The following is a 24,160-nucleotide window of genomic DNA, read 5'->3' as shown; positions in this document are numbered from 1 at the left end:
CAGAAGGCCCCCAGCCTCAAGGGCTGCGGGCCTTCCGTACGTTGTGGATTTACTCGTTGATGAGGTCCCGCACCACGATGGTCTGGTCCCGGTCCGGGCCGACGCCGATAGCGGAGAACCGGGTGCCGGACATCTTCTCCAGCGCCAGCACGTAGTTCCGGGCATTGTCCGGCAGATCCTCAAGGGTCTTGGCGCCGGTGATGTCCTCGGTCCAGCCGTCGAAGTACTCGAAGATCGGCTTGGCGTGGTGGAAATCGGTCTGCGTCATCGGCATCTCGTCGAACCGCACGCCGTCGACGTCGTATGCCACGCACACCGGAATCTTTTCGATGCCGGTGAGTACGTCCAGCTTCGTCACGAAGTAGTCCGTGAAGCCGTTGACGCGGGAAGCGTGGCGGGCCAGGACGGCGTCGTACCAGCCGCAGCGGCGCGGCCGGCCGGTGTTCACACCGAACTCGCCGCCGGTCTTCTGCAGGTACAGGCCCATGTCGTCGAACAGTTCGGTGGGGAACGGACCGGCACCGACGCGGGTGGTGTACGCCTTGATGATGCCCACGGAGCGAGTGATCCGGGTGGGGCCGATGCCCGAGCCCACGGATGCGCCGCCGGCGGTCGGGTTGGAGGAGGTGACAAACGGGTAGGTGCCGTGGTCCACGTCCAGGAAGGTGGCCTGGCCGCCCTCCATGAGGATGACCTTGCCCTCGTCCAGCGCGGAGTTCAGCTCGTAGGTGGAATCGATGACCATGGGCCGCAGCCGGTCCGCGTAGGAGAGGAAGTACTGCACGACCTCTTCGGCGTCGATGTCGCGGCGGTTGTAGACCTTCAGCAGCAGCTGGTTCTTCTGCTTCAGGGAGCCTTCGACCTTCTGGCGCAGGATGGACTCGTCGAAGATGTCCTGTACACGGATGCCCAGCCGGGCGACCTTGTCCATGTACGCCGGGCCGATGCCGCGGCCGGTGGTGCCGATGGCACGCTTGCCCAGGAAGCGTTCGGTGACCTTGTCCATCACCTGGTGGAACGGGGCCACCAGGTGCGCGTTGGCGGAAATCCGCAGCTTCGAGGTGTCCGCGCCGCGGGATTCGAGGCCGTCGATCTCGGCGAAGAGAGCCTCAAGGTTCACTACGCAGCCGTTGCCGATCACCGGAATCGCGTTGGGGCTGAGGATGCCGGCGGGCAGCAGCTTGAGTTCGTATTTTTCACCGCCGACGACGACGGTGTGGCCGGCATTGTTTCCGCCGTTGGGTTTGACGACGTAATCGACGCGGCCGCCGAGCAGGTCGGTGGCCTTACCTTTACCTTCGTCGCCCCACTGGGCGCCGACGATGACAATAGCGGGCATGGGATCCTCCCCCATTAGATACGGGCCGGAGCTGCTGTTGCAGATCCGCTTCCGTGCATGAGAACGCCCCTGAACCTGCGCCTCCTGCCTCACGGCGTACCTCGGCGCAAGTTTGCGGGGCTCTTACCTGCCAAGTTTAGCCGATCATGCCGTTGCTCACTCGGTAATCCGCTGTCGAGGGAACTATCTGCTGTGCTTCGCAGGTAGCGTAAGGCGCATGGACCGGTTCCGCGGCTACATTGCAGGTCTTGGCACCTCCTCCGGCACGAGGCTGGTGGTTGGGCACTGGCTCGAGTCTCCGCTGGGCGCGTTCACGGATGTGATGGCGGAGGACGACGCCGGTGTGCGGACACTGCTGGCCCCGTCCGACGCCGCAGCGCAGTATGTCGGCGAAACCTACCGGTTCGACCGGACCGTGGTGGCCCCGGTGGACGCGGTCCTTTCCCCGGAAGCGCTCCGGGTGGCCGCGGGGCCGCTGCGGCTGGAAGCACTGTTGGGTCCGGTGACCCTCCTGGGCCGGGTCCTGGAACGTGTGCCGGCGCCTCTCGCCGTTGCACCGTGGTGGTCGAAGCTGGTTAATCCCGTGGCCGGGCTGCTGGTTCCGGGCGTGCAGACCGCTGGATCTGCCGGTGGCGGGCGGCGCGAGTTCTACGGTGTCCGGTCCATCCGCACGCTGGCGGGTGCAACGGCCACGTGGGACGGCAGGGACCTGGGCGGGCTGCGTCCGGTCGAACCGCCGGTGAAGTTCGGGTTCAGCTCCGTTCCGGCCGCCCCGCAGATTGTCGCCGTCACCACCACGATCCTGCCCTGAAGCAAGCCGTTGCGCGGGGGCAACCTTTGCCTTGCTGAACTATTTCGGTGCTCCCGGACCCAATTTCGTACTTAGGGGGAGCGCACCAATTACCTGGATCCCTACGCTTTCAGAGTCATCCAACACCCGGATGCTCTCCTTTACTCAGGAAGCAGGGAATCACATGAAGAAGACAACAGCCGGCCTCACTCTGACGGCCATCACCGGTTTCGGACTCTTCGCGGCGACGCCGGCTCTGGCCGCGGAACCGGCCGCACCATCCGTATCCGTTCCCGGGTACGCCACCTGTGCCGAGGCGAGGGCCGCCGGCAGGACCAATATTCCTGCCGGTGACCCGGAATACACCTCGGCACTGGACCGGGACAAAGACGGCTTCGGCTGCGATGCCGACAACGATATGACCATGGTTGACCCCACCACACCGCCCACTCCCAGCCCGAGTCCTAGTGAAACCATGGCGCCTCCAGCCGGAGGCGGTGGCGGGCAAGTGGACCGGATGCCGTCCGGCGGAGCCAACACGGGCATCGCCCAGGAGCCGGAGGAGTCCAATGCGGGAGTCCTGGCCCTCGGCGGCGGTCTGGTGCTGGCAGCCGCTGCCGGTGGAACGTTCGTGGTGCGGCGCCGCCTGGCCAGCCAGGAATAACAGATACGGATCCGCGTGAAGAACACTCCCAGCGGCCGCCGTAGACGCCTCGGTGCGGCTGCGGCGGCCGCATTTCTCCTGCTCGCCGGCGGCAGCAGCATTGGGCCGGCAGCAACAACGCTGACCCCGGCCCCTGTCCCCTCCGTCTCGGTTCCGGATTCCGCCGCACTAACCGGCCCCGAAACCGCCGCGCCGGTACCCGCCCCGTCGCCGTCGTCCTCGCTGCCGGCCGCGGGTTCCGCGGCACCGAACGACCAGCCCGCGGGAATGCCGGAATCCGTGCCGGAGACCTTACACATCCCCTCCGTAGGGGCGCAATCGAAGCTGGTCCGGCTGGGTCTGGACGAGCAGGGGGCCTTGACGGTTCCGTCCGGTGCTCCGGGGTCGCCGGCCGGCTGGTATGAGCACTCGCCGACCCCGGGCGAGACGGGTCCTGCCGTGCTGCTGGGCCATGTCAATGCCGAAGGCGGCGGCCCGGGGATCTTTGCCGACCTGCGCCGCCTCTCCCCCGGCGACCGGATCGAAGTTGACCGGAAGGACGGCAGCACAGCGGTCTTTGCGGTGCTGCGAGGCGAGCAGTATCCCAAGGACGAATTTCCCACCCAGAAGGTGTATGGAAATACCGCCGGCCCGGAACTGCGCCTGATTACCTGCGACGGCTACGACCCGAAGACCGGGCACTTTGATGACAATTACGTGGTCTACGCCGAGCTCGTTCCGGACGGCGGGGCGTAAATCACGAGGTCTTCCCCTGCGCACACGGGATGACGCTTAACCAATCTCGGGACGGACCGGCTGCCGCAGCACCGTCCGCAGTTTCTCCGGAGCCGTCCGCCGCGGGTCGCTGAGGTACACCTCGTGGTGGTCGCCGTTGAAGGTCAGCCGCCGCTCAGGCATCCACGTGGAGTGAAGGCGGGCCAGGACCGGACCCTCGTCGTCGTAGGGGCCCACAAAGAGGATCTGCGCCGCAAGACCCTCCGTGAGTGTCTGCAGCCGCACCCGTTCCACGCCGGGAAGCTCCTTCTTTGCCGCAACGGAAGCCACGGCCGTGTCCACCATGTCCGAGGTGATCCATTCCGGCTGGGCGATGAGCAGGGTCCAGTCCCAGGTGCTTTTGTCGCCGCTGATAAAAGCGTCCGGGTCCTCGGCCCGCCACAAACCTTCCAGCGGGCCGACCTTGAAGTCCGCATCCAGCCCGCGTTTGGAAGCAAACTTCACGGAATACGCGACCGGATACAGGCACTCGAGAGCATGGCCGTATTCGGCAGAAGTGTTCGGGTCGCCGTGCCCGTCGACGGCCAGGTAATGCATGATCGGCACATCCACCAGGGTGAAGTCGCCGGTGCGGGGCGAATACAGTTCCGGATAGGACCGCTGAAGGTCGAACTTTTCCATGCGCTGTCTACCCTTCCAACCGGCTTTCCAGCGTAGGCGCCGGCGGGCTGCCAGGGGAGGTGTGGTCCCGCCGGACGGCCCGAAAGAGCGAAAAGAACCCTGGTAGCCAAAAGACGACGGCGGCCCCCGCAAAACCGGGGACCGCCGTCGTCGTCAGTAAACCTGCGACCCTACAGGCCTTCGATGGCTGCCTTGGCCTGGGGATCGGAATCGTCGAGGAATTTGCGGATCCGGTCCACTTCCTCGGTCTCGCCGATCGCCGCTGCGGCCCGGCCGAGGGCGTACAGCGAGCGCAGGAAGCCGCGGTTGGGCACGTGCGACCACGGGATGGGGCCGATGCCGCGCCAGCCGGCACGGCGCAGGGAATCCAGTCCGCGGTGGTAGCCCACCCGGGCGTAGGCGTAGGACTCGACGTTCCGGCCCTCCTCGAACGCTTCGTCCGCGAGCGCCGCCCACACCTGCGAGGAGGTGGGGAACTGCGCGGCGAGATCCACCGGTTCGTCGCCTGCCTCCAGGCGGGCGACGACGTCGGTCTCCTCCGGCAGGTAGGTGGCGTCGGGGCCGAGGAGGTTCTTGCGGAATTCGTCTGACATTAGAGTGCCTTACCTGCCGATCCAAGGTTCTGTGCTGCTTCCACCACGCGGGCGGCCATGCCCTTTTCAGCGGCTGCACCCCAGACGCGCGGATCGTACTGCTTCTTGTTGCCCACTTCGCCGTCCACCTTCAGTACGCCGTCGTAATTGCGCAGCATGTGGTCCGCCACCGGACGCGTGTAGGCGTACTGGGTGTCGGTGTCGATGTTCATCTTGACGACGCCGTAGGAGACGGCGTCGGCGATCTCCTGGGCGGAGGAACCCGAGCCGCCGTGGAAGACGAGGTCGAACGGGCGGTCCTTGCCGATGGACCCGCCCACCGCGTCCTGGATTTCCTTGAGGATTTCCGGACGCAGCTTCACGCCGCCCGGCTTGTACACGCCGTGCACGTTGCCGAAGGTCAGGGCGGTGATGTAGCGGCCCTTGCTGCCGTCGCCGAGGGCTTCGATGGTGGCCATGCCGTCCTGGACGGTGGTGTAAAGCTTGTCGTTGATGGCGTTTTCCACGCCGTCCTCTTCACCGCCCACGGTGCCGATTTCCACCTCGAGGATGATCTTCGCCGCTGCCGTGCGGGCCAGCAGTTCCTGGGCGATGCGCAGGTTGTCTTCGAGGGTTTCGGCCGAGCCGTCCCACATGTGCGAGTTGAAGATCGGGTCCTCGCCGCGCTTCACGGCGGCTTCGGAGGCGGCCAGCAGCGGCAGGACGAAGTCGTCCAGCTTGTCCTTGGGGCAGTGGTCGGTGTGCAGCGCAATGTTCACGTTGTAGCTCTTGGCTACTTCCTTGGCATATGCAGCGAACGCGAGGGAGCCGGCGACCATGTTCTTTACGGAGGCACCGGACCAGTAGGCGGAGCCGCCGGTGGATACCTGCACGATCCCGTCCGAACCCGCTTCGGCGAAACCTGCCAGCGCGGCGTTGAGCGTCTGCGAGGAAGTGACGTTGACTGCCGGATACGCGAAGCCCCCTGCCTTGGCACGGTCGATCATCTCGGCATAAATCTCCGGGGTTGCAATAGGCATGCTGACTCCAAGGTCGTTACGGCAGGGCCTTCAGCCCTCGTTGGCTCCTTACATCCTAGCCACAAGTGTCCCTGCCGCATCAGGTGGTTCCGCTGGATTACGACGGCGGCTTCCGGCAGCCGCTTTTCAGGTCACCTTCTGGCCGAACACGTGCCGGCGGATCCAGCCGTGCATCGCGATGGCCGCAGCGGAACCGGCATTGATGGACCGGGTGGAACCGAACTGGGCAATGGACAGGGTGGCGTCCGCGGCGGCGTGGACCTCAGGGCTCAGGCCGGGGCCCTCCTGCCCGAAGACCAGCACGCAGTTTTCCGGCAGCTCGTAGGTTTCCAGCGGCACCGAGTCGGGGAAGTTGTCGATTCCGATGATGTGCAGCTCCTCGCTGCGCGCCCACTGAACGAAGTCCTCCACCGTGGGGTGGTGGCGTACGTGCTGGTAGCGGTCGGTGACCATGGCGCCGCGGCGGTTCCACCGTCGTCGTCCGATGATGTGCACTTCCTTCGCCATGAAGGCATTGGCGGTGCGCACCACGGTGCCGATGTTGAAATCGTGCTGCCAGTTCTCGATGGCCACGTGGAACGGATGCCGGCGGGTGTCCAGGTCCGCCACAATCGCGTCATGCTTCCAGTACCGGTACTCATCCACTACGTTGCGGGCATCGCCGTTGGCCAGCAGTTCCGGGTCCCAGTGATCCCCTTCCGGCAGCGGCCCCTCCCAGGGGCCCACGCCTACCTGGTGCGTCGGGGCGGTGGTTTCATCGGCGGTGTCATCACTGAGTTCTGAGGGGCTGTCTATCACCCTTCCAGCCTAAGGTGAAAGACTGGCAGCGCCCGCTTCGGGCCCCTCCGGCCCGGGTCCGGGCCGCGGCGGGGCACCGACCGTCAGGGCAGCAAAGTACGCGAGAGATGAGAGACCGTGGGCGAAAACGAAAACATTGAATGCTGGCTGACGGACATGGACGGGGTGCTGGTCCACGAAAACCATCCCATCCCCGGTGCGGCGGAGCTTATTGACCGCTGGGTGTCCACGTCCAAGCGCTTCCTGGTGCTGACCAACAATTCCATTTACACCCCGCGGGACCTGGCCGCGCGGCTGCGCGCCTCGGGACTGGAAGTGCCGGAGGAAAACCTGTGGACCTCGGCGCTGGCTACGGCCGAGTTCCTCAAGGACCAGGTAAAGAACTCCGGCACCCCCGGCCGCTGTTTCGTCGTGGGCGAGGCCGGCCTGACGACGGCGCTGCACGAGGCCGGCATGATCCTCACCGACACCACGCCGGACTACGTGGTGCTGGGCGAAACCCGCACCTATTCCTTCGGCACCATCACCAAGGCCATCCGCCTGATCCTGGACGGCGCCCGCTTCATCGCCACCAACCCGGACGTCACGGGTCCCTCGCAGGAGGGCCCGCTCCCGGCCACCGGCGCCATTGCGGCACTGATCACCGCGGCCACCAAAATGGAGCCCTACATCGTGGGCAAGCCGAACCCGATGATGTTCCGCTCCGCCATGCGCAAGATCGACGCCCACTCGGAAACCACCGCCATGATCGGTGACCGGATGGACACCGACATTGTGGCCGGCATTGAGGCGGGACTGCATACCGTGCTGGTCCTCAGCGGGATCACCCAGCGGGAGGACATCAACCGGTATCCCTTCCGGCCCACGCAGATCATGAACTCGGTGGCGGACCTGATCAACACCATCTGATCCCTCGCGGCGTCCCGGCCGGAAGGGTCATTCCTCCGGCCGGAGTCCGCCTGCGGATCCGGGCGGGTCGAAGAGCCGCAGCACCTCCAGCACCACGTCCTCATAGACGGCCGGGTTCCACTGCGGGCTGGCGTGGGCCGGAAGGGCACCCTCGGTGACCAGTGAACTCGTCAGCAGGATGTCCCCGAACGCCGCTTCCCAGCCGGCCCGGGCGGTGGCATAGTCCACCGTTGTGTCCGCAGGGTTCCCGATGAACGCCATCTTTGTCCGGCCCAGCGTTCCCGAAAAGCGCGGTGCCGTGAAGTGATAGATGTAGGACGCCTGGGACTGGATGAGCCGGCTGGACGGGGCCAGGGGGGACAGCTGTTCCAGGGTCTGTTCCGCGACCGTCCGCCAGGACCGTTCGTTCTTATGCAGCACGCGTTCGCCCAGTTCGTAGCCGCCGCGCAGCCCGGTGGTGATCCGGTAGCCGTTGTCGAACAGGAACACCGCACCCTTGAACATGGCCTGGTCGCGTACAGCCTTCCGCCCGGACGGGCTGGAGTCCAGGACAATCAGGTCGACGGCGACGCCCCGGCTGGCCAATCCGGCGGCCACCTGTACCGCCAGCATCCCGCCAAAGCTGTGCCCGTAAAAGTAGACGCGCTTCAGGGAGTGTTCCCGGATGGCTGCGTGCACCGCATCGAGAATTTCCGGAACGTTCAGGCCTCGGTTCGAATATCCGATTCCGGCCAGCCGCCCCCGCGTGGCCAGTGCCGGGCGCAGGGAGCGCAGCAGCCAGCGGGTTTCCTCCCAGCTGGTTTTGTAACCGGGGAACAGGAACCACATGGCATGCGGGAACCGGCGGTCGGCGTCGTCGTCCGGCACTTGGAGGACCTCCAGCTCCTCCCGGTAGCGCTGGATCCGGTCGGTTGCCACCAGGTCGGTGCTGAGCACGATTCCGGCGAGTGAGCCGGCCAGGAAGCGGCGCCGGGATACCCGGCGCAGGTCTGACACGGTCCGAAGGAGTTCCCGCGGATCAGGTGCTTCCGGTCCCGCCGGGCCGGTGCCGCCGTAGCTACGGCTATTCGAGGCCGAGTTCATCCTTGCCAAACGCGAACAGGTAGGGAACGCCGGCCTCGGCCTCGATCCGCTCCTTGGCGCCGGTGTCCCGGTCCACAATCACTGCCACGGCCACCACGTTGCCTCCCGCTTGGCGCACACCCTCGACGGCGGCCAGCGCCGATCCGCCGGTGGTGGAGGTGTCTTCCAGGACCACTACGTTGCGCCCGGCAACGTCGGGGCCTTCCACCTGCCGGCCCATGCCGTAGGACTTCTGCGCCTTGCGCACCACAAAGGCGTCCACGGCGCGGTCGGTACGGGTGGCCGCATGCATCACGGCAGTGCCCACCGGGTCCGCACCCATGGTCAGTCCGCCCGCGTTGGTGAACTCAATGCCCGCACCGTCCAGCAGGTCCAGCATCACGTCGCCGACCAGCACCGACGCTTCGTGCTGCAGCGTGACGCGGCGCAGGTCAATGTAGTAGTCCGCCTCGGCGCCGGAGGAAAGCACCACGTTGCCGCGCACCACCGCCAGCTCCATGATCAGTTCGAGCAGCCGGGCGCGGGACGGGGCAATCGCGGGCGATGTCATGGCTCAATCCTAGCGACGGAGCCATGACGGACAGCTCTTTGGGACCGTTTGCGACGCCGGGGCGGCTATCCGGCGTCGTGATCGGTTTCGACGATCTTGGCCAGCAGGTCCAGGGCTTCGTCGGCGCCTACGCCCTCGGCACGTAGTACGAGCACCTCGCCGTGGGCTGCACCCAAGGCCATGAGGGACAGGATGCTCGACGCGTCCATGGCCTCCTCCGCCGGCTCGCCCTGCCGCCCCACCGTGACCTCGATTCCGGTGTTCTGCGCGGCCTCGGTGAAAATGGCTGCGGGGCGGGCGTGCAGGCCTGCACGGCTGGCAACGGTGACAATACGTTCAGACATGGTTCTCCTTGAATCGGTAAAGCTGAATCTACAAACCTAGCTCAGCCAGGAGCGGCAGGGCGGCACGGACCGCCTCCCGGGCAGCCGCAGCGCTGGGTGCCGCCAGCGCCGCTGCCGCCAGTTCCCGGGTCCGGGCCATGGACACACTGCCCAGCACGGCGCCGACGGGTCCCAGTGCCCGCGGGCTCATGGAAAGGCTGGTGACACCCAGCCCGACCAGTACGACGGCGAGGGCGGGGTCCGCGGCGGCCTCGCCGCAGACTCCCACGCTTTTAGGTGTTCCGGCGGCACCTCCGGCCGCTGCCGCTCCTTCGACGGTGAGGCGGACGAGCTGCAGCACTGCCGGCTGCCACGGATCGTTGAGCAGAGCGAGGGGACCAAGCTGCCGGTCCGCCGCCATGGCGTATTGGGTGAGGTCGTTGGTGCCGATGGAGGCAAAGTCCACCTCGCGCAGGACCGTAGAGGCCATCAGTGCAGCCGACGGGACCTCCACCATGATGCCCGGCGTCCGGAGTCCGGCAGCGGAACAGAGGGAAGCGAAGACCGCCGCTTCTTCCGCCGTTGAAACCATGGGCGCCATCACCCAGACGTCGCTGCTGTGAACTGCCGCGGCCGAGGCAATGGCCTGCAGCTGGCGCTCCAGAACCCCCGGTGAAGCCGAATTGGTGCGGTAGCCGCGGACGCCCAGTGCAGGGTTGGGTTCCTCCAGGTTGGTCAGGAACGGCAACGGCTTATCTGCGCCCGCATCCAGCGTGCGGACCACGACTTTCCTGCCGGGGAAGGCGGCAAATACTCCGCCGTATGCCTCTATCTGCTCCTCGACCGTGGGTTCGGTGTCCCGGTTCAGGAAACAGAACTCGGTACGGAGCAGGCCCACCCCTTCCGCCCCCGCCGCGGCTGCCTGGACCGCATCGGCAGCGGTGCCCACATTGGCCAGCAGTGGAAGATGGAAGCCGTCGGCCATGGTGTTGTTTCCGCTGAATACCGCCAGCGAAGTGGCTGAGGCGGCCCAGGCTTTTGCCGCGTTCCTGAGTTCGTCACCGGGAGCAATGGTGACCGTACCGGCAGCGCCGTCGACGTAGATCTCCGTGCCGTCGGCAATGTTGTGGACGCCGGAAGCCGCCACGACGGCCGGAAGGCCGAGGGCGCGCGCCAGGATTGCGGTGTGCGACTGGGGGCCGCCGCTCGAGGTCACGAGCGCAATGACCTTCTCCGGGTCCAGCGTGGCGGTATCGGCCGGCGCCAGATCCTCGGCGACCAGGATGAACGGCTCCTCCGAGTGCGGTATCCCCGGGGCCGGCAGGCCGCGCAGTTCACAGACGATCCGGGCGCGCACGTCCAGGATGTCGGAGACGCGTTCAGCCATATAACCGCCCAGTGCCTCAAGTGTCTGCGCAACCCCGGTGCCGGCTTCCCAGACGGCACGCTCAGGCGTGCGCGCGCCGCCCTGAGCCGCGGGGGAAAGCAGCTTGATGGCCGATTTGACCAGCATGGGATCGGTGGCCATCAGTGCGGTTGCTTCCAGGATTTCCTTCGCTTCACCGCTGGCAGCTGCGGCCCGGGCGCGCAGTTGGGCCTGAACGGCCTTCGTTGCGTCCTTGATGCGCTGCCCCTGTGATTCCAGGGTTTCCCCGGCAGGTGACTGCCCGTCGGCGGCCGGTTCCTGCACCGCTTTCGGCATCTTGCGGACGCGCCCAAGGATGCGCCCGGGGACGACGCCGACCCCCGCATAGGTTGGTTCCCGCGAAGTGTCGGCCGGGACGGTGGGGTACGAACTGGTTTCAAGCACAGGATGTCCTTTGGTGAGGTGCCACGCCGGGCGGAGGTCTAGAGAGTGATGGCTGCCGCGCCGGCAAGGATCTGCAGGGTGCGTTCCACGGTGTCGGCCACGGCGTCGCGGGAAGGGGCGATGTATTTCCGGGGATCGACGATGGAGGGGTTTTCGTCCAGGAACCGGCGGGTGGCTGAGGTATAGGCGATATTCAGCGCAGTGCCGACATTGATCTTGACCATGCCCGCCTGGGCAGCCAGGGTCAGTTCTCCGTCCGGCACGCCTGAGGAGCCGTGAAGGACCAGGGGTACGGGCAGCGTAGAGCTCAGCTCCCGGATCAGGGCATGGTCCAGGGACGCGGATTTGGAAGTCATGGCGTGGCTCGAACCTACGGCCACCGCCAGGGCGGCTACTCCCGTGGCGTCGACGAACTGCAGGGCTTCCTCGGGGTCCGTCCGGACGCCGGGGGCATGCGCACCGTCCTTTCCCCCCACCTTGCCCAGTTCCGCCTCAATCCAGATGCCCCGCGCCCGTCCCCAGTCGGCAGCCTCGCGTGTGTGGCGGACGTTCTCGGCATAGCCGAAGTCGGAGCCGTCATACATCACGGAACTGACGTCCAGCTCCGGAGCCATCTGCAGAAGCGACATGTCCGTGATGTGGTCCAGGTGCAGCGAAATGTCCGACGTGGAATTCCGGGCCACGGCAGCGCTCGCCGCCGCGATGGCATGGGGGGAACCGTGGAACCGCACCGCGTTCTCGCTCAGCTGCAGGATGACCGGCAGCCCGGCACGCTCCGCTCCCAGAGCGATGCCTTCGGCGTGCTCGAGCGTAATGACGTTAAATGCGGCGACCGCGCGGCCGGCGAGCCGCGCCTGTTCGACGAGGTCTCCGGTGGGGACAAGCGGCATTGCGGCCTCCTAGGCAAGCGGTGATCCAACTCACCTAAGATGTTGACACAAATCCAAGAAAGCGCAAGTATGTCCATGCAATGCCAACATCTTTCCTTCAGGACTCCGACCAATTGAAGTGGAGCCAGCGTGATAGTAACGGTTACCCCCAGCCCCTCGATTGACTGGACCGTCAACGTGAATTCGTTTGAATTCGCCGCGGTCAACATAGTGGCGTCCAAAACCCGGGAGGCCAGCGGCAAGGGAATCAATGTCTCCGTTGCCCTTCACCGGAACGGGGTGGACACCGTGGCGGTGTTTCCGGCAGGAAAGGAAACCGGCCGCTTCATGGTGGCCGAACTCCAGGCGCAGGATATCCGGATTGCCAGCGTGGATTCGGGCCGCGACGTCCGGACGAATATCACCCTGCTCGTGCCGGGACATTCCGGAACCAAGATCAACGAAACCGGCATTGAGCTTCCCGGCAACATCCTTGACCAGGTCCTCTCCACCTGCAGGACCACCCTGGAACAGGCACTGAGTGAGGGCGGGACCGTCATGATGGCCATTTGCGGCAGCCTTCCACCGGGCACCCCGGACCACTTCCACCGGGACTTGATCCGGCTGGGACGGGAGCTGGGGGTGCCCACCATCGTGGACGCCTCCGGCGCGGTCCTCAGCGCGGCCATCACCGAACATCCCGACCTCATCAAACCCAATGTGCATGAACTGGCCCATGAAGCGGGCCGCAGCATCGTAACCCTGGGCGACGTTGCTGCCGCGGCGCAGGATCTGCGGGAACGGGGGCTCCCTACGGTCCTCGCAAGTCTTGGAGCCGACGGGATGATGCTGGTTGACCGCGACGGCGCCCTTTACGGCCGAGCCGATGGCATCACTGCAGTCAACACCGTGGGGGCGGGGGATGCGGCACTGGCCGGATACCTCGCCGGCCGGGCAGCCGGCGGCGACCGTGAAGCCTGCCTGCGCAGCGCGCTCGTCTATTCCTCCTCCGCCGTCGGACATGAAACGACACTTTTCGAAGTAGATCCTTCCATTGCTGGAAAAATCACCGTCAGTGCAGATTTCGACTCCGCTACCCGGCTCACGGAACCTTCCCTGGGCACAGACACTTCACCTATCCAACCGACCCACCGCACCGTCGCGGCCAACATTTAAGGAAAGACATGGCACCCATCTCCATCGTTGCCGCCACCGGTTGCCCCACTGGTATCGCGCACACGTTCATGGCCCAAGAGGCCCTCATGCAGGCCGCCGAACGCCTCGGGGTCAGCATCAAAGTTGAGACCCACGGTCAGGTGGGAATTGAAAATGCCCTGACCGCAGCGGAAATTGCAGCCGCAGACGGCGTGATCATCGCAGCCGACAAGGACGTGAACCCCTCACGTTTTGACGGGAAACGCGTGGTCGACGTCGGCGTCAAGGCCGGCATCAGCAGGCCGGACGCGCTGATCCAGGAAATCATCAACGGCACCGCTCCCGTCCGCGGGAAGCAGGCCGCACCCGCCACTCCCGTGGAGCCCGAAGAAACCGAGGACAACGGCCTCTTCGGCGACACCCGTGTGGCGAGCGGCGGGAAGTTCCAGGCCCGGGATCTCTACAAGCACCTGATGAACGGTGTTTCCTACATGCTGCCGTTTGTCGTCGGCGGCGGCGTACTGGTAGCGCTTTCCTTCCTCTGGGGAATCTACTCGGCAGATCCCGAGCACCCCGAGCAGTACAACGAATTTGCCGCCATGCTCAAGACCATCGGCGGAACCGCCATGGGCCTGATGGTGCCGGTCCTCTCCGCCTTCATCGCTGATTCCATCGGCAAGCGCCCTGCCCTGGTGGTGGGCCTGATCACCGGCCTGATTGCCTCAAACGGCGGCACCGGCTTCCTCGGCGGCATTGTCACCGGCTTCCTCTCCGGTTACGGCATGCTGCTGCTGGCAAAACTGCTCGACAGGCTTCCGCGGGCGCTGGCCGGACTGAAGGCCATCTTCATCTTCCCCGTACTGGGGACGTTCATCTTCGGGTCCATTACCTACCTGATCGCGTCGCCGATGAAGGGCATCAACACTTCCCTCCAGGATTTCCTTTCCGGCTTCCAGGACTCGAACCCGATCCTTCTGGGCCTGATCATCGGTGCCATGTGCGCCTTCGACATGGGCGGTCCCGTCAACAAAGCCGCCTACGTCACCGGCGTCGCACTCCTCGGCGACGGCAACTTCTTCTTTATGGCCGCCGTCTCCGCTGCCTGCATCACCCCTCCGCTGGTCACCGGCTTCGCAGCACTCTTCTTCCGCAAGGCCTTTGACCCGAAAACCCGCGACGCTGCCTATGTGAACTTCGCCCTCGGCGCCACCCACATCACCGAAGGCGCCATTCCGTTCGCGGCACGCAACCCGCTGCTCGTCATCCCGATCCTGATGGCCTCCTCCGCGGTATCCGCCATCCTGACGTTCCTGTTCCAGGTCCAGGTCCCGGCACCGCACGGCGGATTCCTCGTGCTTCCGGTGGTGACCAACGGCCTGCAGTGGGTCGGGGCCATCCTGGTCGGCTCCGTCCTGGGCGGACTCGCCTACGGGTACGCGATGCAGCGCCGGACCGAAAAACAGCAACTGCAGCCCTCTGTAGAAAACGAAAAGGAAGTTCTTGTATGAGCACCATTCTCGCTCCCGAAAACGTCACCCTCGACGCCGCAGCAGCCTCCCGGGCGGAGGTGTTCAGCCTCATCGCGGCGAAGGCAGTGGAACTCGGCGTGACGGCCGACGCCGCGGCCGTGGTGGCCGGCCTGGAGGCCCGCGAACAGCAGGGCACCACCGGACTGATGGACGGCATCGCCATCCCCCACGCCAAGTCTTCAGCCATCGATAATGCAGCTTTGATTGTGGTGCGTCTGCGCGACAGCGTCGAATGGGAAAGCCTGGACGAAAAGCCCATCATTATGGCAATTGCGCTCCTCATTCCGGAGGGCGAGGCCGGCACCACCCACCTGACGCTCCTCTCACAGGTTGCCCGCACGCTCATCAAACCCGCGGTTCGGGCTGAGCTCCTGGCCGCCGCCACCCCGGATGCCGTGATCGACCTGCTCAGCCAGCATGTCCTGGCCGGAAGCTAAATCCGGCACGGACAGCTGAACACAGAAGGGGCGCTCCGCAACCAGCGGGGCGCCCCTTCTGCGTGTTATCAGGCGTTACACGCACTCGACCTGCACGCCTGCGGCCCGCAGGGCCTTGAGATCCTTGTTGGCAATGCCGGTGTCGGTGATGAGCACGTCGATGCTGGACAAGGTTGCATGCTGGACCGTACTAACGACATTGATTTTGCTGTGGTCGGACAGGAAGATGCGGCGGCGGGCGCTTGAGAGCATGGCCCGCTTGATATGGGCCTCGGCAGCGTCCGGCGTCGTGAGTCCGCGCTCGATACTGATGCCGTTGGTCCCCAGGAAGGCCACATCGGCGTTCATCTCGGCCAGCGACCGCAGCGCCCATTCGTCAACTTCGGCGAGCGTCCGGCTCCGCAGCCTGCCCCCGAGGGTGAACACCGTCAGCAGCGGCCGGTTCACGAGAGCCAAGGCAATGGGCAGGGCATTGGTGAAAACCGTCAGTTCCCGGTCGCCGGGAAAGGTCTCGGCCAGTTTTTCGGTCGTGGATCCCGCTTCAATAAGCACCGCCCCTTGATGCGGAAGGTACTCCAGGGCCGCCCGGGCAATTCTGCCCTTCTCGGTTGAATACTCCGTGCGTGCCGAAACGGCAGGCTCGAAAGACAGGGTGTCGGCTGGAATGGCTCCGCCGTGGACCCGCTTGAGCTGTCCGTGACGCTCAAGGTGAATCAGATCCTTGCGGATACTTTCGCCGCTGACACCAAAGGCTGCGGCAAGCTCCGCGGTATCGACGCGCTGTTCGGCACGCAGCTTGAGCAGGATCTGCTGGTGCCGCTGAACGGCGTAAGCTGCGCGTGCCACCGCATCTTCATCAGAGGCCGTGGCCATTTTCGTACTCCTTCATACCGGACGTGCTACTGCCGGACGGTCATCCACGGCTCCGGCGGCCGCCTTTCCCGGGAATTACCTGCCCTTCGTCTTGTATAGCATGCCAGGCACGGCGCAGCAGACGGATATAGGCTGTGGTCCATGCGGAAACTACAAGAGGAAATCATTGCCGAACTGGGAGTTCAGCCCACTATTGATGCGGCAGCGGAAATCCGCCGCCGGGTGGACTTCCTCAAGGACTATCTGCACGCTTCGCATGCCGGGGGTTATGTTCTGGGCATCAGCGGCGGAGTGGATTCCACGCTCGCGGGCAAGCTTGCCCAGCTCGCCGTGGACGAGCTGAAGGCCGAAGGTACCCAGGCGCAGTTCATTGCCCTGCGGCTGCCCTACAACGTCCAGCACGACGAAGCGGACGCCCAGGCCGCCCTCGAGTTCATTGCCCCGTCCGAGTCCCTGGTCTACAACGTCGGCCCGGCAGTGGACGGCTTCGAGGCCGAATACGTAAAGATGACCGGCGAGAAGATCACCGACTTCAACAAGGGCAACATCAAGGCCCGGGTGCGCATGACCGCACAGTACGCGGTGGCCGGCCAGCACAACCTGCTGGTGATCGGCACCGATCACGCCGCGGAATCCGTCACGGGTTTCTTTACGAAGTTCGGCGACGGCGGCGCGGACCTCCTGCCCCTCTCCGGTCTGGACAAACGCCAGAACCGGGCACTGCTGGCCGAACTCGGCGCCCCCGAAAAGCTCATCGCCAAGGCCCCCACCGCCGATCTGCTCGATGACAGGCCCGGCCAGACCGACGAAACCGAGCTGGGCCTGAGCTACGACACCATCGACGGCTATCTGGAAGGCGAGGACACCCCCGCCGAAGACGCCGAAAAGATCGAGGCCCGCTTTGTGATGACCCGGCACAAGCGCACCATACCGGTCACTGTTTCCGACACCTGGTGGAAATAGCGCCGGTCGCTGATCGGCTGCCCCGCTGCGGACGGCCCGCCGTGACCGTCCGCAGCGCCGCCGCGGCAGTGCGCAGTGTGGAGGCGGACCGGATTCGGTAACGTAGCAGTGTGAAGATAGCTACCTGGAACGTGAACTCCATCCGCGCCCGAGCCGACCGCATTGAGGCCTGGCTGCAGCGCTCCGACGTCGACGTCCTGGCCATTCAGGAAACCAAGGCGAAGGACGACAATTTCCCTTGGGAACTGTTCGAGAAGAACGGCTACGAGGTGGCGCACTTCGGGCTGAGCCAGTGGAACGGCGTGGCGATTGCCTCCCGCGTGGGGCTCGACGACGTCGAACGCACCTTCCCGGACCAGCCGATGTTCGGCAAGACCGAGGACACCACCGTGGCCGAGGCCCGTGCCATCGGTGCCACCTGCGGCGGCGTCCGCGTGTGGAGCCTGTACGTGCCCAACGGCCGTGCCGTGGATGATCCGCACATGCCGTACAAGCTGCAGTGGCTCAAGACGCTCAAGAACCACGCCGCCGAGTGGATCACCGAGAACCCGTCCCTGGAACTGGCCCTGATGGGTGACTGGAACATCGCCCCGCAGGATGACGATGTGTGGGACATCGACTGGTTCCGCGCCCAGAACGCCACGCATGTCACCGATCCCGAGCGCCAGGCATTCTCGGAATTCCTCGACGCCGGATTCGTCGACGTCGTCCGCCCGTTCCATCCCGGCCCCGGCGTCTACACGTACTGGGACTACACGCAGCTGCGGTTCCCGAAGCGCCAGGGCATGCGCATCGACTTTGTCCTGGGCTCCCCCGCCCTGGCCCAGCGGGTCACCGGCGCCGTGATCGACCGGGAAGAGCGCAAGGGCAAGGGCGCTTCGGACCATGCCCCCGTGATTGTGGAACTGGACTAGCCGTGGCGCGGCATCCGCAGCAGTCGCTGTACCGCACCTTTCCGTTTGTCTCCTACCTGCGCGTCTACGAGCCGCTGGACGCCTTTGATGATCACCAGCAGCTGGCCATCATGGAGCAGCGCGCCCGCGGACGCCACGAAACCGAGGTCCTGGAACGCACCGACGCCGTCCGCCGGCTGGTCCGGGTGGTGTCGGACCCGTTCCCGCACAATGCCACGGACCTGGTCCGCGTGCTGCATTACCCCGCGCAGGAAGGGGTCACCAACCGGCTGTACTGCCCGAACCAGCTGGCGGTGCGCACCTCCCTGGCGGCGGAATCCCTGGGCGAGTCCATCCGCGGTCCGCTGGTGGACGTGCTGGTTCCGGAAGTAGCCCGCGAAGCGCACGCCGCACGGCTGGATCCGGATTCCTTTGCGGATTCGCTGGCGAAGCTGCACACCCGCTCCGCCACCTGGGGCGTGCCCTTCGGCTGGTTCGTCCTGCTGCATGAGGAGGACCATACCGAGGTGGTGGAGGACGACGGCCATGTCCAGACCGTGCGGCTGTCCGCCCCGGTGCTGCAGTGCATCGACCGCGCCCGTGCCGCCTCGGCTGCCCTGGCGATGGCCGCCCCCGAGCTGGACCTGCTGGATGAGCTGGCCGAACTGACCGCCTGGCTGGAAGTTTTCGATCCGGATGCCGTGCTGGAACTGGACTACGGCCCGGTGGCGGACCTGGTGTTCCCGGACGACTCCCCCTCCGATGTGCGGCTGGGCATCGAGTCGCTGGCCGACGGCGACATGACCGGCGCTGCCGCCGCGTACCGGCGGCTGGCCTCGCGCTGGATTCCGATCCGGCAGCTGGCCCGGGCCTCCTAGGCAGAGCTAGCGGACCCGGTCCTCCCGGTTGAAGCGCAGCCGCCGTCCGGCCTCCAGGCTCAGCAGCACCGGGATCTGGTGCCCGAGCACGGCGTCCAGGGTTTCCACCAGGGCGGTGGCGTCGGCGGCAACCAGATGCGGAGCAGCACCCTGGCGCGGGGTGATCCGCACCCGCAGGGCGCTGCGCCCCTTCACGGAGTAGGTGCTCACGGCAGAGGCCGCCACATCCGGGTTCTCGCGGAGGGCATTGCGCAGGGCCTGCTCGGCCACGGTTCCGCTGATCGCCACCCGGCCGGGAGCGCCGTCGTCGTCGTATTCGGAGACAAGTGTTCCCGTCCGGCCACCGCCCTGGCCCGCCATCCACACTGCCATCAGCACAATGCCCAGGAAACTGAGCAGGGCAAGCCCCACCCAGATCCAGCTGCCGCTGCCGCCGGGCAGTGCCGAGGCGGACAGGGCAGAGGCGACGCCGCTCCCGGCGTCGGCGGCGATCCCGTTCCAGGTCCGCGCGGCAGCGGGCCAGGCGGAAATGAGCGCCAGCCCGGCGCCGATGCACATCAGCACCAGCCCGAGCAGGCCCAGCAGGAAGCGGTTCAGTGCCCGCGGGGTGGCATTCACTGTCCAATCACCCCGGCTTCGGCAACCCGCACCCGGACGGCCGGCTGCGGGTCCAGGCTGGTCAGCAGCAGCTCGTCCTCCACAGCGGACCGTACGGCCTCGGCGTCCACCGGAGTGCCCGACGTCGGGCGGATCTGCACCTCCACCACGGTTCGCCCCACTGTCACCAGCACCTGCTGCGGTGTGACGCCGGCCCGCATCCGGGCGCACCGGGCCAGCGACGCCGCGAGCACCTCGCCGTCCACAACGACGGCGGCACGCGGGTTGGGCAGCGAGTAGCGGGCGCGGCGGCCCGGCAGCACTGCGGGCAGGAAGAACAGCAGCCCGGCGAGGAAGATCAGCGTCCCGGACAGCCCCAGAATCACGGGATCCACGTCCGCCGGCAGATCGGCAAGCCACCGGCCGAAGGTCGGCGGATCAATCAGCCACGGCTTCTCCCCCAGCGCCTGCAGCACGGATTCCAGCAGGACGTAGGCAAAAAAGAGGATACCGAAAACGGCGGCGACGGCCGCGGCGGCAGTGCGGGCCGAATGGGTTTCGCGTCGGACAATCCTGCCGGTTACCTCCTGGTCCGCCTGCTTCACTGCACCCGCCTGCCCTCGGCCGGCAGGGCGCCGGTAATGCGGATATCCACGCGGGACAGCCGGGAGCCGGTAAGCTCGGCGACCCGCTCGAGCAGCACCGGTTTGGCCGCATGCGCCCGGTCCCAGACACTGCCCCCGGCGCGGTGCAGCATGGCCTCGGTGAGTGCCTGCAGCGGCGGCAGGGCGATGGGCAGGGATACCGAGAGTGCCAGCAGCCCGTGGTCATCGGTCCATTGGACGCGCACCTGGGCGGCGGGGACACCGAAGTATTCGGACGCGGCGGCCTTGGCGGTGCTGGTCAGCGCCTGGGTGCTGATCCGGTTGTGTCCGGCCAGGTCCGCACGGACCACCGCCGCCTTGGCCATTGAAGCGGTGCTCACGAAGAGGAGCGGCGGCCGGTCAGCGCATCGGAAACGGTGCGGAAGTCGATCTTGCCCTCCGCAGCGCGGCCCAGCAGCGCTCCAACTGCAATGAACAGGGCGGTCAGCAGAAAGCCCCAGAAGTCGAATATCAGTGCGGCGAAAGCCAGTACGGCTCCGATTGCCATTCCCACCACTGTTGGTTTCATTTCCCCTGCCTTATTCCCTGCCCCGTAGCTTCCCTGCCCGTAACCTGTGCGTCCCGCGGGGAACGTGTCTCGAAGCCTATACCGCTTTGGCGCCGCCGACCGGTGCGGCACCGGCCGGTTCCGCGGGAAGGTGTACATCGGTGATCTCCACGTTGACCTCGACGACGCTGAGGCCAACCAATTCCTCCACCGCACCGTAAACGGCGGCGCGGACATTGTTCGCAACCACGGTCAGGGCATTGCCGTAGACGGCTACAAGGCTGACATCGACGGCTACCTCGCGTTCACCGACTTCCACGTGCACGCCGGAGGTGGCGTTGGTTGTTCCGCCGACGGCGTCGCGCACCGCGCCAAGGGCCCGTCCGGGGGTGTTGCCCAGGTTGAAGACACCGGGAACTGCCCGGACGGCAATCGCGGCGACCTTCGCCACGGCCTGCTCGCTGATGGACGTGCGGCCGCCGACGGTCGCCGGGACGCCGGACCCGGCTCCGGCATGCGGCGGAGATGCGGGGGCGGGGGTAACTGGAGCGGTAGTGGCGGCTGCGGTTGCCGCTGATGTGTTCCGGAGCTCATCCATGGGTTCAGCGTATCCCGGGGGCGGCATGTTGCGGAGCCTCCCGTTAAGGCTGTCCGGGCAAAAAGAAAAACCCCGTCCTGTCTCCTGCGAGACAGCTACGGGGTTTTAGCTGGTGGCTCCGACCGGCGTCGATCCGGTGACCTTTCGATTTTCAGTCGAACGCTCTACCAACTGAGCTACAGAGCCTGGCATCATCAACCGATGATCACCGAGATCTTCCAAATCGCTTCAGAAAATCTGAGCGACCCTGACGGGACTTGAACCCGCGACCTCCGCCGTGACAGGGCGGCGCGCTAACCAGCTGCGCTACAGGGCCTTGCATTTCACGAGTGTAAACTCTACCAGATTCTCACCGGCTCATTTACCACTCCTGAGTACCCCCAACGGGATTCGAACCCGTGCCGCCGCCGTGAAAGGGCGGTGTCCTAGGCCGCTAGACGATGGGGGCCAACAGAACACACATGGATTGAAGCGGCTGGTGAACCAGTCGTTTCGCTCCGTTGTGGACTCTAAAACTATAGGGCTTATTTCCGGAATATCCAAAACGCCTTCGGTGAGGGCTGCGCCACTACAGTGGAGGGGTGCCAATTGAGATGAGTCCGGACGAGTTCGACGCCTGCGTGGAAGCAGCCCTCGACTCCATTCCGGCGGATCTGTCCCGTGCCATGAACAACGTGGCGGTCTTCATCGAGGATGAGTATGTGCCGGGTCCGCACGAAGATCCGGACACCGAGCTGCTGGGGGTCTACGAGGGCACCCCGCTGACCGAACGGGATTCCTGGTGGGACGCCGGTTCACTGCCGGACCGGATTGTGGTGTTCCGCGGACCGCTGCTGCGGATGTGCTCCAGCCGGGAGGAAGTGGTGGACGAGGTCCGTATCACCGTCATCCATGAGGTGGCCCATCACTTCGGCATCAACGACGAACGGCTGCACGAACTGGGCTGGGGCTAGCCTTTAAGCATGAGTGGGAATCACGGCCACAGCCACGGGCTGGGCACAGTCACCGCCACCGGGAAGCACCGGCGGCGGCTGCTCATCGTTTTCCTCATCACCCTTTCGGTGGTCATCATCCAGGTTGCCGGTGCCCTGCTCTCAGGGTCGCTGGCCCTGCTGGCCGACGCCGGCCACATGCTCTCGGACGCAGCCGGAGTCTCGATTGCCCTGGTCGCGGCCTGGATTGCCGCCCGCCCGGCGACGTCGCGGCGGACCTACGGCTACCAGCGCGCCGAAGTACTGGCCGCCCTGGCCAACGCCGTGCTGCTGATTGTTATTGCCGTGGTGATCTTCGTCGAGGCCGTCGGCAGGCTGGGCAGCGAACCCGACGTCGACACATCGCTGATGCTGCCGTTCGCCATTGTGGGCGGCCTCGCGAACCTGATCTCCCTGCTGGTGCTCCACGCAGGCCGGAAAGAGTCCCTGAATGTCCGCGGCGCCTACCTGGAGGTGCTGGGCGACCTGCTGGGCTCGGCTGCAGTGGTGGTTTCCGCCGTCGTCATCATGACCACCGGATACCAGCAGGCGGATACCTGGGCCTCGTTCCTGATTGCCCTGATGATCGCCCCGCGGGCATGGTCGCTGCTGCGGGAGGTCATCGACGTGCTGCTTGAAGCCACCCCGCAGGGTGTGGACGTGGGCATGATCCGTGACCACATTGTCTCCGTGGACGGAGTGTCAGACGCACACGACATCCACATCTGGACCATCACCTCAGGGGTGCCGGTGTTCTCCGCCCACGTGGTGGTGGAGGAAGAGCACCTCACCCCGGACGGCCTGGACCGGGTGCTGGACCGACTGACCCGGTGCCTCAGCAGCCACTTCGACACCGAACACTGCACCTTCCAGCTGGAGCCGGCCAGCCACGCCGTCCATGAGGGCCAGCAGCACGCCTAAGTGCCCGGCGGGCTATTCAGCAATCATCGGGCCGAAGTTCGGCCGGTCCAGCAGCCGGGGATCGTCGTGGTCCGGCACCACCATCAGCGGGCCCTTGGCGTGGTGCAGCACGCTCTGGCTGGTGGATCCCATCAGCATGCCGGCGAAGCCGCCCCGGCCGCGGGTGCCCATCACCAGCAGCTCGACCTTCGCGGTGCGTTGGATCAGGATCTCCCCCGGGCTGCCGTCCACCAGTTCCACGGTCATTTCCAGTCCCGGGAAGTGGCTCTGCAGCCAGTCGCGGCCGGCGTCGAGCTGTTCCTGCAGCTCCGAATGCAGCGCCTCGATATCCAGCGGTGCGGGCACCCAGGCGAGTGAGCCGGTGAACGGCGGCAATGCACAGAGGATGCGCAGCGGAAGGTTCATGCTCTGCGCCTGTTCGGCCGCAACCAGCGACGCGGCCCGGCCCTGTTCCGAACCGTCCACGCCAACGACGACGGCGCGGTGCACCGCGTCCGGGTCCGGAGAGTTCGCCGGTGGCCGCACGCCCGAGTCGGGCAGCCGGCCGGCGGTCCGCAGCGGCACCACGACCGTGGGGCACTTGGCGTGTGCCGGCAGGGCGCTGGAAACGGACCCCAGCAGGCGCCCGACAAATCCGCCGCGGCCGCGCGATCCCACCACCATGAGGTCGGCATCTTCAGAGAGCTCCAGCAGGACGGCTGCCGCATCTCCGCTCTCCACGCGGGGAACCACTTCGAGCCCGTAATGGCTGATCCGCTCCACTGCCTCATCCAGCACCTGCCGGGCGCCGTCCCGGATGATTGCGTCATCCACAGTGGTGTACCCGGCATCCATTGAGGAGGCAGCGAATATGGGTACCGTGTACGCCGTCACAACGTGAAGGGGGCAGCGCCGCCGCTGCGCCTCCCGGGCGGCCCAGAACAGGGCGCAGATGCTCTGGTCCGATCCGTCCACGCCCACGACGATGCCCGCAGGCCCGTCCGCGCTGCCTGCACCCCAGGTCGAATCAGTCATGTCCGTTCCTTCCGGTCCCCAACCGGCGCTTCACCTT

General features: G+C 66.0%; 29 protein-coding genes and 3 tRNA genes. 12 read left to right on the top strand and 20 right to left on the bottom strand.

Going from position 1 to position 24,160, the window contains the following annotated elements:
• Window positions 1-49: 49 nt before the first annotated feature.
• Window positions 50-1,339 carry an adenylosuccinate synthase gene (locus NNX37_RS06475; protein WP_227920787.1) on the bottom strand — a complete coding sequence of 430 codons (1,290 nt, stop codon included), beginning with the start codon at window positions 1,337-1,339 and terminating at the stop codon, window positions 50-52.
• A 217-nt stretch (window positions 1,340-1,556) separates the two neighbouring features.
• Here NNX37_RS06475 and NNX37_RS06470 point away from each other — a divergent pair, with 217 nt between their 5' ends.
• The 3 genes from NNX37_RS06470 to NNX37_RS06460 all read left to right on the top strand — a co-directional run bounded on the left by NNX37_RS06470 (window position 1,557) and on the right by NNX37_RS06460 (window position 3,528).
• Entirely contained in the window at window positions 1,557-2,150 is a 594-nt protein-coding gene (locus NNX37_RS06470; RefSeq protein ID WP_255791471.1) for a hypothetical protein, read from the top strand.
• A 163-nt stretch (window positions 2,151-2,313) separates the two neighbouring features.
• Complete coding sequence (locus NNX37_RS06465) at window positions 2,314-2,793, top strand: excalibur calcium-binding domain-containing protein (protein ID WP_255791470.1); 480 nt, start codon at window positions 2,314-2,316, stop codon at window positions 2,791-2,793.
• 15 nt (window positions 2,794-2,808) lie between these two features.
• Window positions 2,809-3,528, top strand: coding sequence for a class F sortase (locus NNX37_RS06460; protein WP_255791469.1), 720 nt, complete (start codon window positions 2,809-2,811; stop codon window positions 3,526-3,528).
• Window positions 3,529-3,564: 36 nt separating this feature from the next.
• On the opposite strand, the gene NNX37_RS06455 is transcribed toward NNX37_RS06460, so the two are convergent.
• The 4 genes from NNX37_RS06455 to NNX37_RS06440 form a co-directional block, all read right to left on the bottom strand.
• Window positions 3,565-4,188, bottom strand: coding sequence for a GyrI-like domain-containing protein (locus NNX37_RS06455; protein WP_255791468.1), 624 nt, complete (start codon window positions 4,186-4,188; stop codon window positions 3,565-3,567).
• Between the two features lie 170 nt (window positions 4,189-4,358).
• Window positions 4,359-4,781, bottom strand: coding sequence for a DUF3151 domain-containing protein (locus NNX37_RS06450; protein ID WP_255791467.1), 423 nt, complete (start codon window positions 4,779-4,781; stop codon window positions 4,359-4,361).
• A complete protein-coding gene (gene fbaA / locus NNX37_RS06445; protein ID WP_255791466.1) occupies window positions 4,781-5,800 on the bottom strand; it encodes a class II fructose-bisphosphate aldolase in 1,020 nt (339 codons plus the stop codon). The genes NNX37_RS06450 and fbaA overlap by 1 nt, the downstream gene beginning before the upstream one ends.
• Window positions 5,801-5,926: 126 nt before the next feature.
• Complete coding sequence (locus NNX37_RS06440) at window positions 5,927-6,595, bottom strand: TrmH family RNA methyltransferase (protein WP_255791541.1); 669 nt, start codon at window positions 6,593-6,595, stop codon at window positions 5,927-5,929.
• A 159-nt stretch (window positions 6,596-6,754) separates the two neighbouring features.
• Between NNX37_RS06440 and NNX37_RS06435 the strand changes: the two genes are divergently transcribed.
• Entirely contained in the window at window positions 6,755-7,507 is a 753-nt protein-coding gene (locus NNX37_RS06435) for an HAD-IIA family hydrolase (RefSeq protein WP_230025572.1), read from the top strand.
• 27 nt (window positions 7,508-7,534) lie between these two features.
• Here NNX37_RS06435 and NNX37_RS06430 read toward each other — a convergent pair whose 3' ends face one another.
• The 5 genes from NNX37_RS06430 to NNX37_RS06410 all read right to left on the bottom strand — a co-directional run bounded on the left by NNX37_RS06430 (window position 7,535) and on the right by NNX37_RS06410 (window position 12,163).
• Window positions 7,535-8,503, bottom strand: a complete 969-nt coding sequence (locus NNX37_RS06430) for an alpha/beta fold hydrolase (RefSeq protein WP_255791465.1) — start codon at window positions 8,501-8,503, stop codon at window positions 7,535-7,537.
• Between the two features lie 67 nt (window positions 8,504-8,570).
• On the bottom strand, window positions 8,571-9,140 hold the full coding sequence (pyrE, locus tag NNX37_RS06425; protein WP_255791464.1) for an orotate phosphoribosyltransferase: 570 nt from the start codon (window positions 9,138-9,140) through the stop codon (window positions 8,571-8,573).
• 65 nt (window positions 9,141-9,205) lie between these two features.
• Entirely contained in the window at window positions 9,206-9,484 is a 279-nt protein-coding gene (locus NNX37_RS06420) for an HPr family phosphocarrier protein (RefSeq protein WP_255791463.1), read from the bottom strand.
• A 28-nt stretch (window positions 9,485-9,512) separates the two neighbouring features.
• A complete protein-coding gene (gene ptsP, locus NNX37_RS06415) occupies window positions 9,513-11,273 on the bottom strand; it encodes a phosphoenolpyruvate--protein phosphotransferase (protein ID WP_255791461.1) in 1,761 nt (586 codons plus the stop codon).
• A gap of 38 nt (window positions 11,274-11,311) precedes the next feature.
• Window positions 11,312-12,163 carry a class II fructose-bisphosphate aldolase gene (locus NNX37_RS06410; protein ID WP_255791460.1) on the bottom strand — a complete coding sequence of 284 codons (852 nt, stop codon included), beginning with the start codon at window positions 12,161-12,163 and terminating at the stop codon, window positions 11,312-11,314.
• A gap of 129 nt (window positions 12,164-12,292) precedes the next feature.
• Here NNX37_RS06410 and NNX37_RS06405 point away from each other — a divergent pair, with 129 nt between their 5' ends.
• The 3 genes from NNX37_RS06405 to NNX37_RS06395 are packed head-to-tail and all read left to right on the top strand — an operon-like array spanning window position 12,293 to window position 15,263.
• Window positions 12,293-13,318, top strand: a complete 1,026-nt coding sequence (locus NNX37_RS06405) for a 1-phosphofructokinase family hexose kinase (protein WP_255791459.1) — start codon at window positions 12,293-12,295, stop codon at window positions 13,316-13,318.
• 8 nt (window positions 13,319-13,326) lie between these two features.
• On the top strand, window positions 13,327-14,805 hold the full coding sequence (locus NNX37_RS06400) for a PTS fructose transporter subunit IIC (RefSeq protein WP_255791458.1): 1,479 nt from the start codon (window positions 13,327-13,329) through the stop codon (window positions 14,803-14,805).
• Window positions 14,802-15,263 (top strand): PTS sugar transporter subunit IIA, encoded by a 462-nt coding sequence (locus NNX37_RS06395; RefSeq protein WP_255791457.1) that lies wholly within the window; start codon window positions 14,802-14,804, stop codon window positions 15,261-15,263. Before NNX37_RS06400 ends, NNX37_RS06395 begins: the two co-directional genes overlap by 4 nt.
• 75 nt (window positions 15,264-15,338) lie before the next feature.
• Here the strand turns inward: NNX37_RS06395 and NNX37_RS06390 are convergent, their stop codons facing one another.
• The gene (locus NNX37_RS06390; protein WP_255791456.1) at window positions 15,339-16,136 is read right to left on the bottom strand and encodes a DeoR/GlpR family DNA-binding transcription regulator; all 798 of its coding nucleotides are present in this window, start codon (window positions 16,134-16,136) and stop codon (window positions 15,339-15,341) included.
• A gap of 141 nt (window positions 16,137-16,277) precedes the next feature.
• Here NNX37_RS06390 and nadE point away from each other — a divergent pair, with 141 nt between their 5' ends.
• The 3 genes from nadE to NNX37_RS06375 all read left to right on the top strand — a co-directional run bounded on the left by nadE (window position 16,278) and on the right by NNX37_RS06375 (window position 18,870).
• Window positions 16,278-17,099 (top strand): ammonia-dependent NAD(+) synthetase, encoded by an 822-nt coding sequence (nadE, locus tag NNX37_RS06385; RefSeq protein ID WP_255791455.1) that lies wholly within the window; start codon window positions 16,278-16,280, stop codon window positions 17,097-17,099.
• 110 nt (window positions 17,100-17,209) lie between these two features.
• Window positions 17,210-18,013: an exodeoxyribonuclease III gene (locus NNX37_RS06380; protein WP_255791454.1), complete on the top strand. Its 804-nt coding sequence runs from the start codon at window positions 17,210-17,212 to the stop codon at window positions 18,011-18,013.
• Window positions 18,014-18,015: 2 nt separating this feature from the next.
• Window positions 18,016-18,870 carry a hypothetical protein gene (locus tag NNX37_RS06375; protein WP_227920746.1) on the top strand — a complete coding sequence of 285 codons (855 nt, stop codon included), beginning with the start codon at window positions 18,016-18,018 and terminating at the stop codon, window positions 18,868-18,870.
• Between the two features lie 6 nt (window positions 18,871-18,876).
• Here NNX37_RS06375 and NNX37_RS06370 read toward each other — a convergent pair whose 3' ends face one another.
• From NNX37_RS06370 to NNX37_RS06335, 8 genes are all read right to left on the bottom strand, one after another.
• Window positions 18,877-19,488, bottom strand: a complete 612-nt coding sequence (locus tag NNX37_RS06370) for a hypothetical protein (RefSeq protein ID WP_255791453.1) — start codon at window positions 19,486-19,488, stop codon at window positions 18,877-18,879.
• Window positions 19,485-20,072: a DUF6286 domain-containing protein gene (locus NNX37_RS16485; protein ID WP_255791452.1), complete on the bottom strand. Its 588-nt coding sequence runs from the start codon at window positions 20,070-20,072 to the stop codon at window positions 19,485-19,487. Before NNX37_RS16485 ends, NNX37_RS06370 begins: the two co-directional genes overlap by 4 nt.
• Window positions 20,069-20,437: a hypothetical protein gene (locus NNX37_RS06360; protein WP_255791540.1), complete on the bottom strand. Its 369-nt coding sequence runs from the start codon at window positions 20,435-20,437 to the stop codon at window positions 20,069-20,071. The genes NNX37_RS16485 and NNX37_RS06360 overlap by 4 nt, the downstream gene beginning before the upstream one ends.
• Before the next feature lie 11 nt (window positions 20,438-20,448).
• On the bottom strand, window positions 20,449-20,640 hold the full coding sequence (locus NNX37_RS06355; RefSeq protein ID WP_255791451.1) for a DUF2273 domain-containing protein: 192 nt from the start codon (window positions 20,638-20,640) through the stop codon (window positions 20,449-20,451).
• Between the two features lie 76 nt (window positions 20,641-20,716).
• Entirely contained in the window at window positions 20,717-21,217 is a 501-nt protein-coding gene (locus NNX37_RS06350) for an Asp23/Gls24 family envelope stress response protein (protein WP_255791450.1), read from the bottom strand.
• A gap of 110 nt (window positions 21,218-21,327) precedes the next feature.
• Window positions 21,328-21,403 (bottom strand) — tRNA-Phe (locus NNX37_RS06345).
• Window positions 21,404-21,459: 56 nt separating this feature from the next.
• A tRNA-Asp gene (locus tag NNX37_RS06340) sits at window positions 21,460-21,533 on the bottom strand.
• A gap of 59 nt (window positions 21,534-21,592) precedes the next feature.
• Window positions 21,593-21,665, bottom strand: a tRNA-Glu gene (locus NNX37_RS06335).
• 145 nt (window positions 21,666-21,810) lie between these two features.
• Here NNX37_RS06335 and NNX37_RS06330 point away from each other — a divergent pair.
• Complete coding sequence (locus NNX37_RS06330) at window positions 21,811-22,170, top strand: metallopeptidase family protein (RefSeq protein WP_255791539.1); 360 nt, start codon at window positions 21,811-21,813, stop codon at window positions 22,168-22,170.
• A gap of 9 nt (window positions 22,171-22,179) precedes the next feature.
• Entirely contained in the window at window positions 22,180-23,109 is a 930-nt protein-coding gene (locus NNX37_RS06325; protein WP_255791449.1) for a cation diffusion facilitator family transporter, read from the top strand.
• A 12-nt stretch (window positions 23,110-23,121) separates the two neighbouring features.
• On the opposite strand, the gene NNX37_RS06320 is transcribed toward NNX37_RS06325, so the two are convergent.
• Entirely contained in the window at window positions 23,122-24,123 is a 1,002-nt protein-coding gene (locus tag NNX37_RS06320) for a universal stress protein (protein WP_255791448.1), read from the bottom strand.
• Window positions 24,124-24,160: the final 37 nt, after the last annotated feature.

Source organism: Arthrobacter zhaoxinii (genome assembly GCF_024385505.1).
Classification (GTDB): Bacteria; Actinomycetota; Actinomycetes; order Actinomycetales; family Micrococcaceae; genus Arthrobacter_B; species Arthrobacter_B zhaoxinii.
The sequence above is the reverse complement of the archived record's forward strand: the minus strand, read 5'-3'. Positions and strand labels throughout refer to the sequence as shown.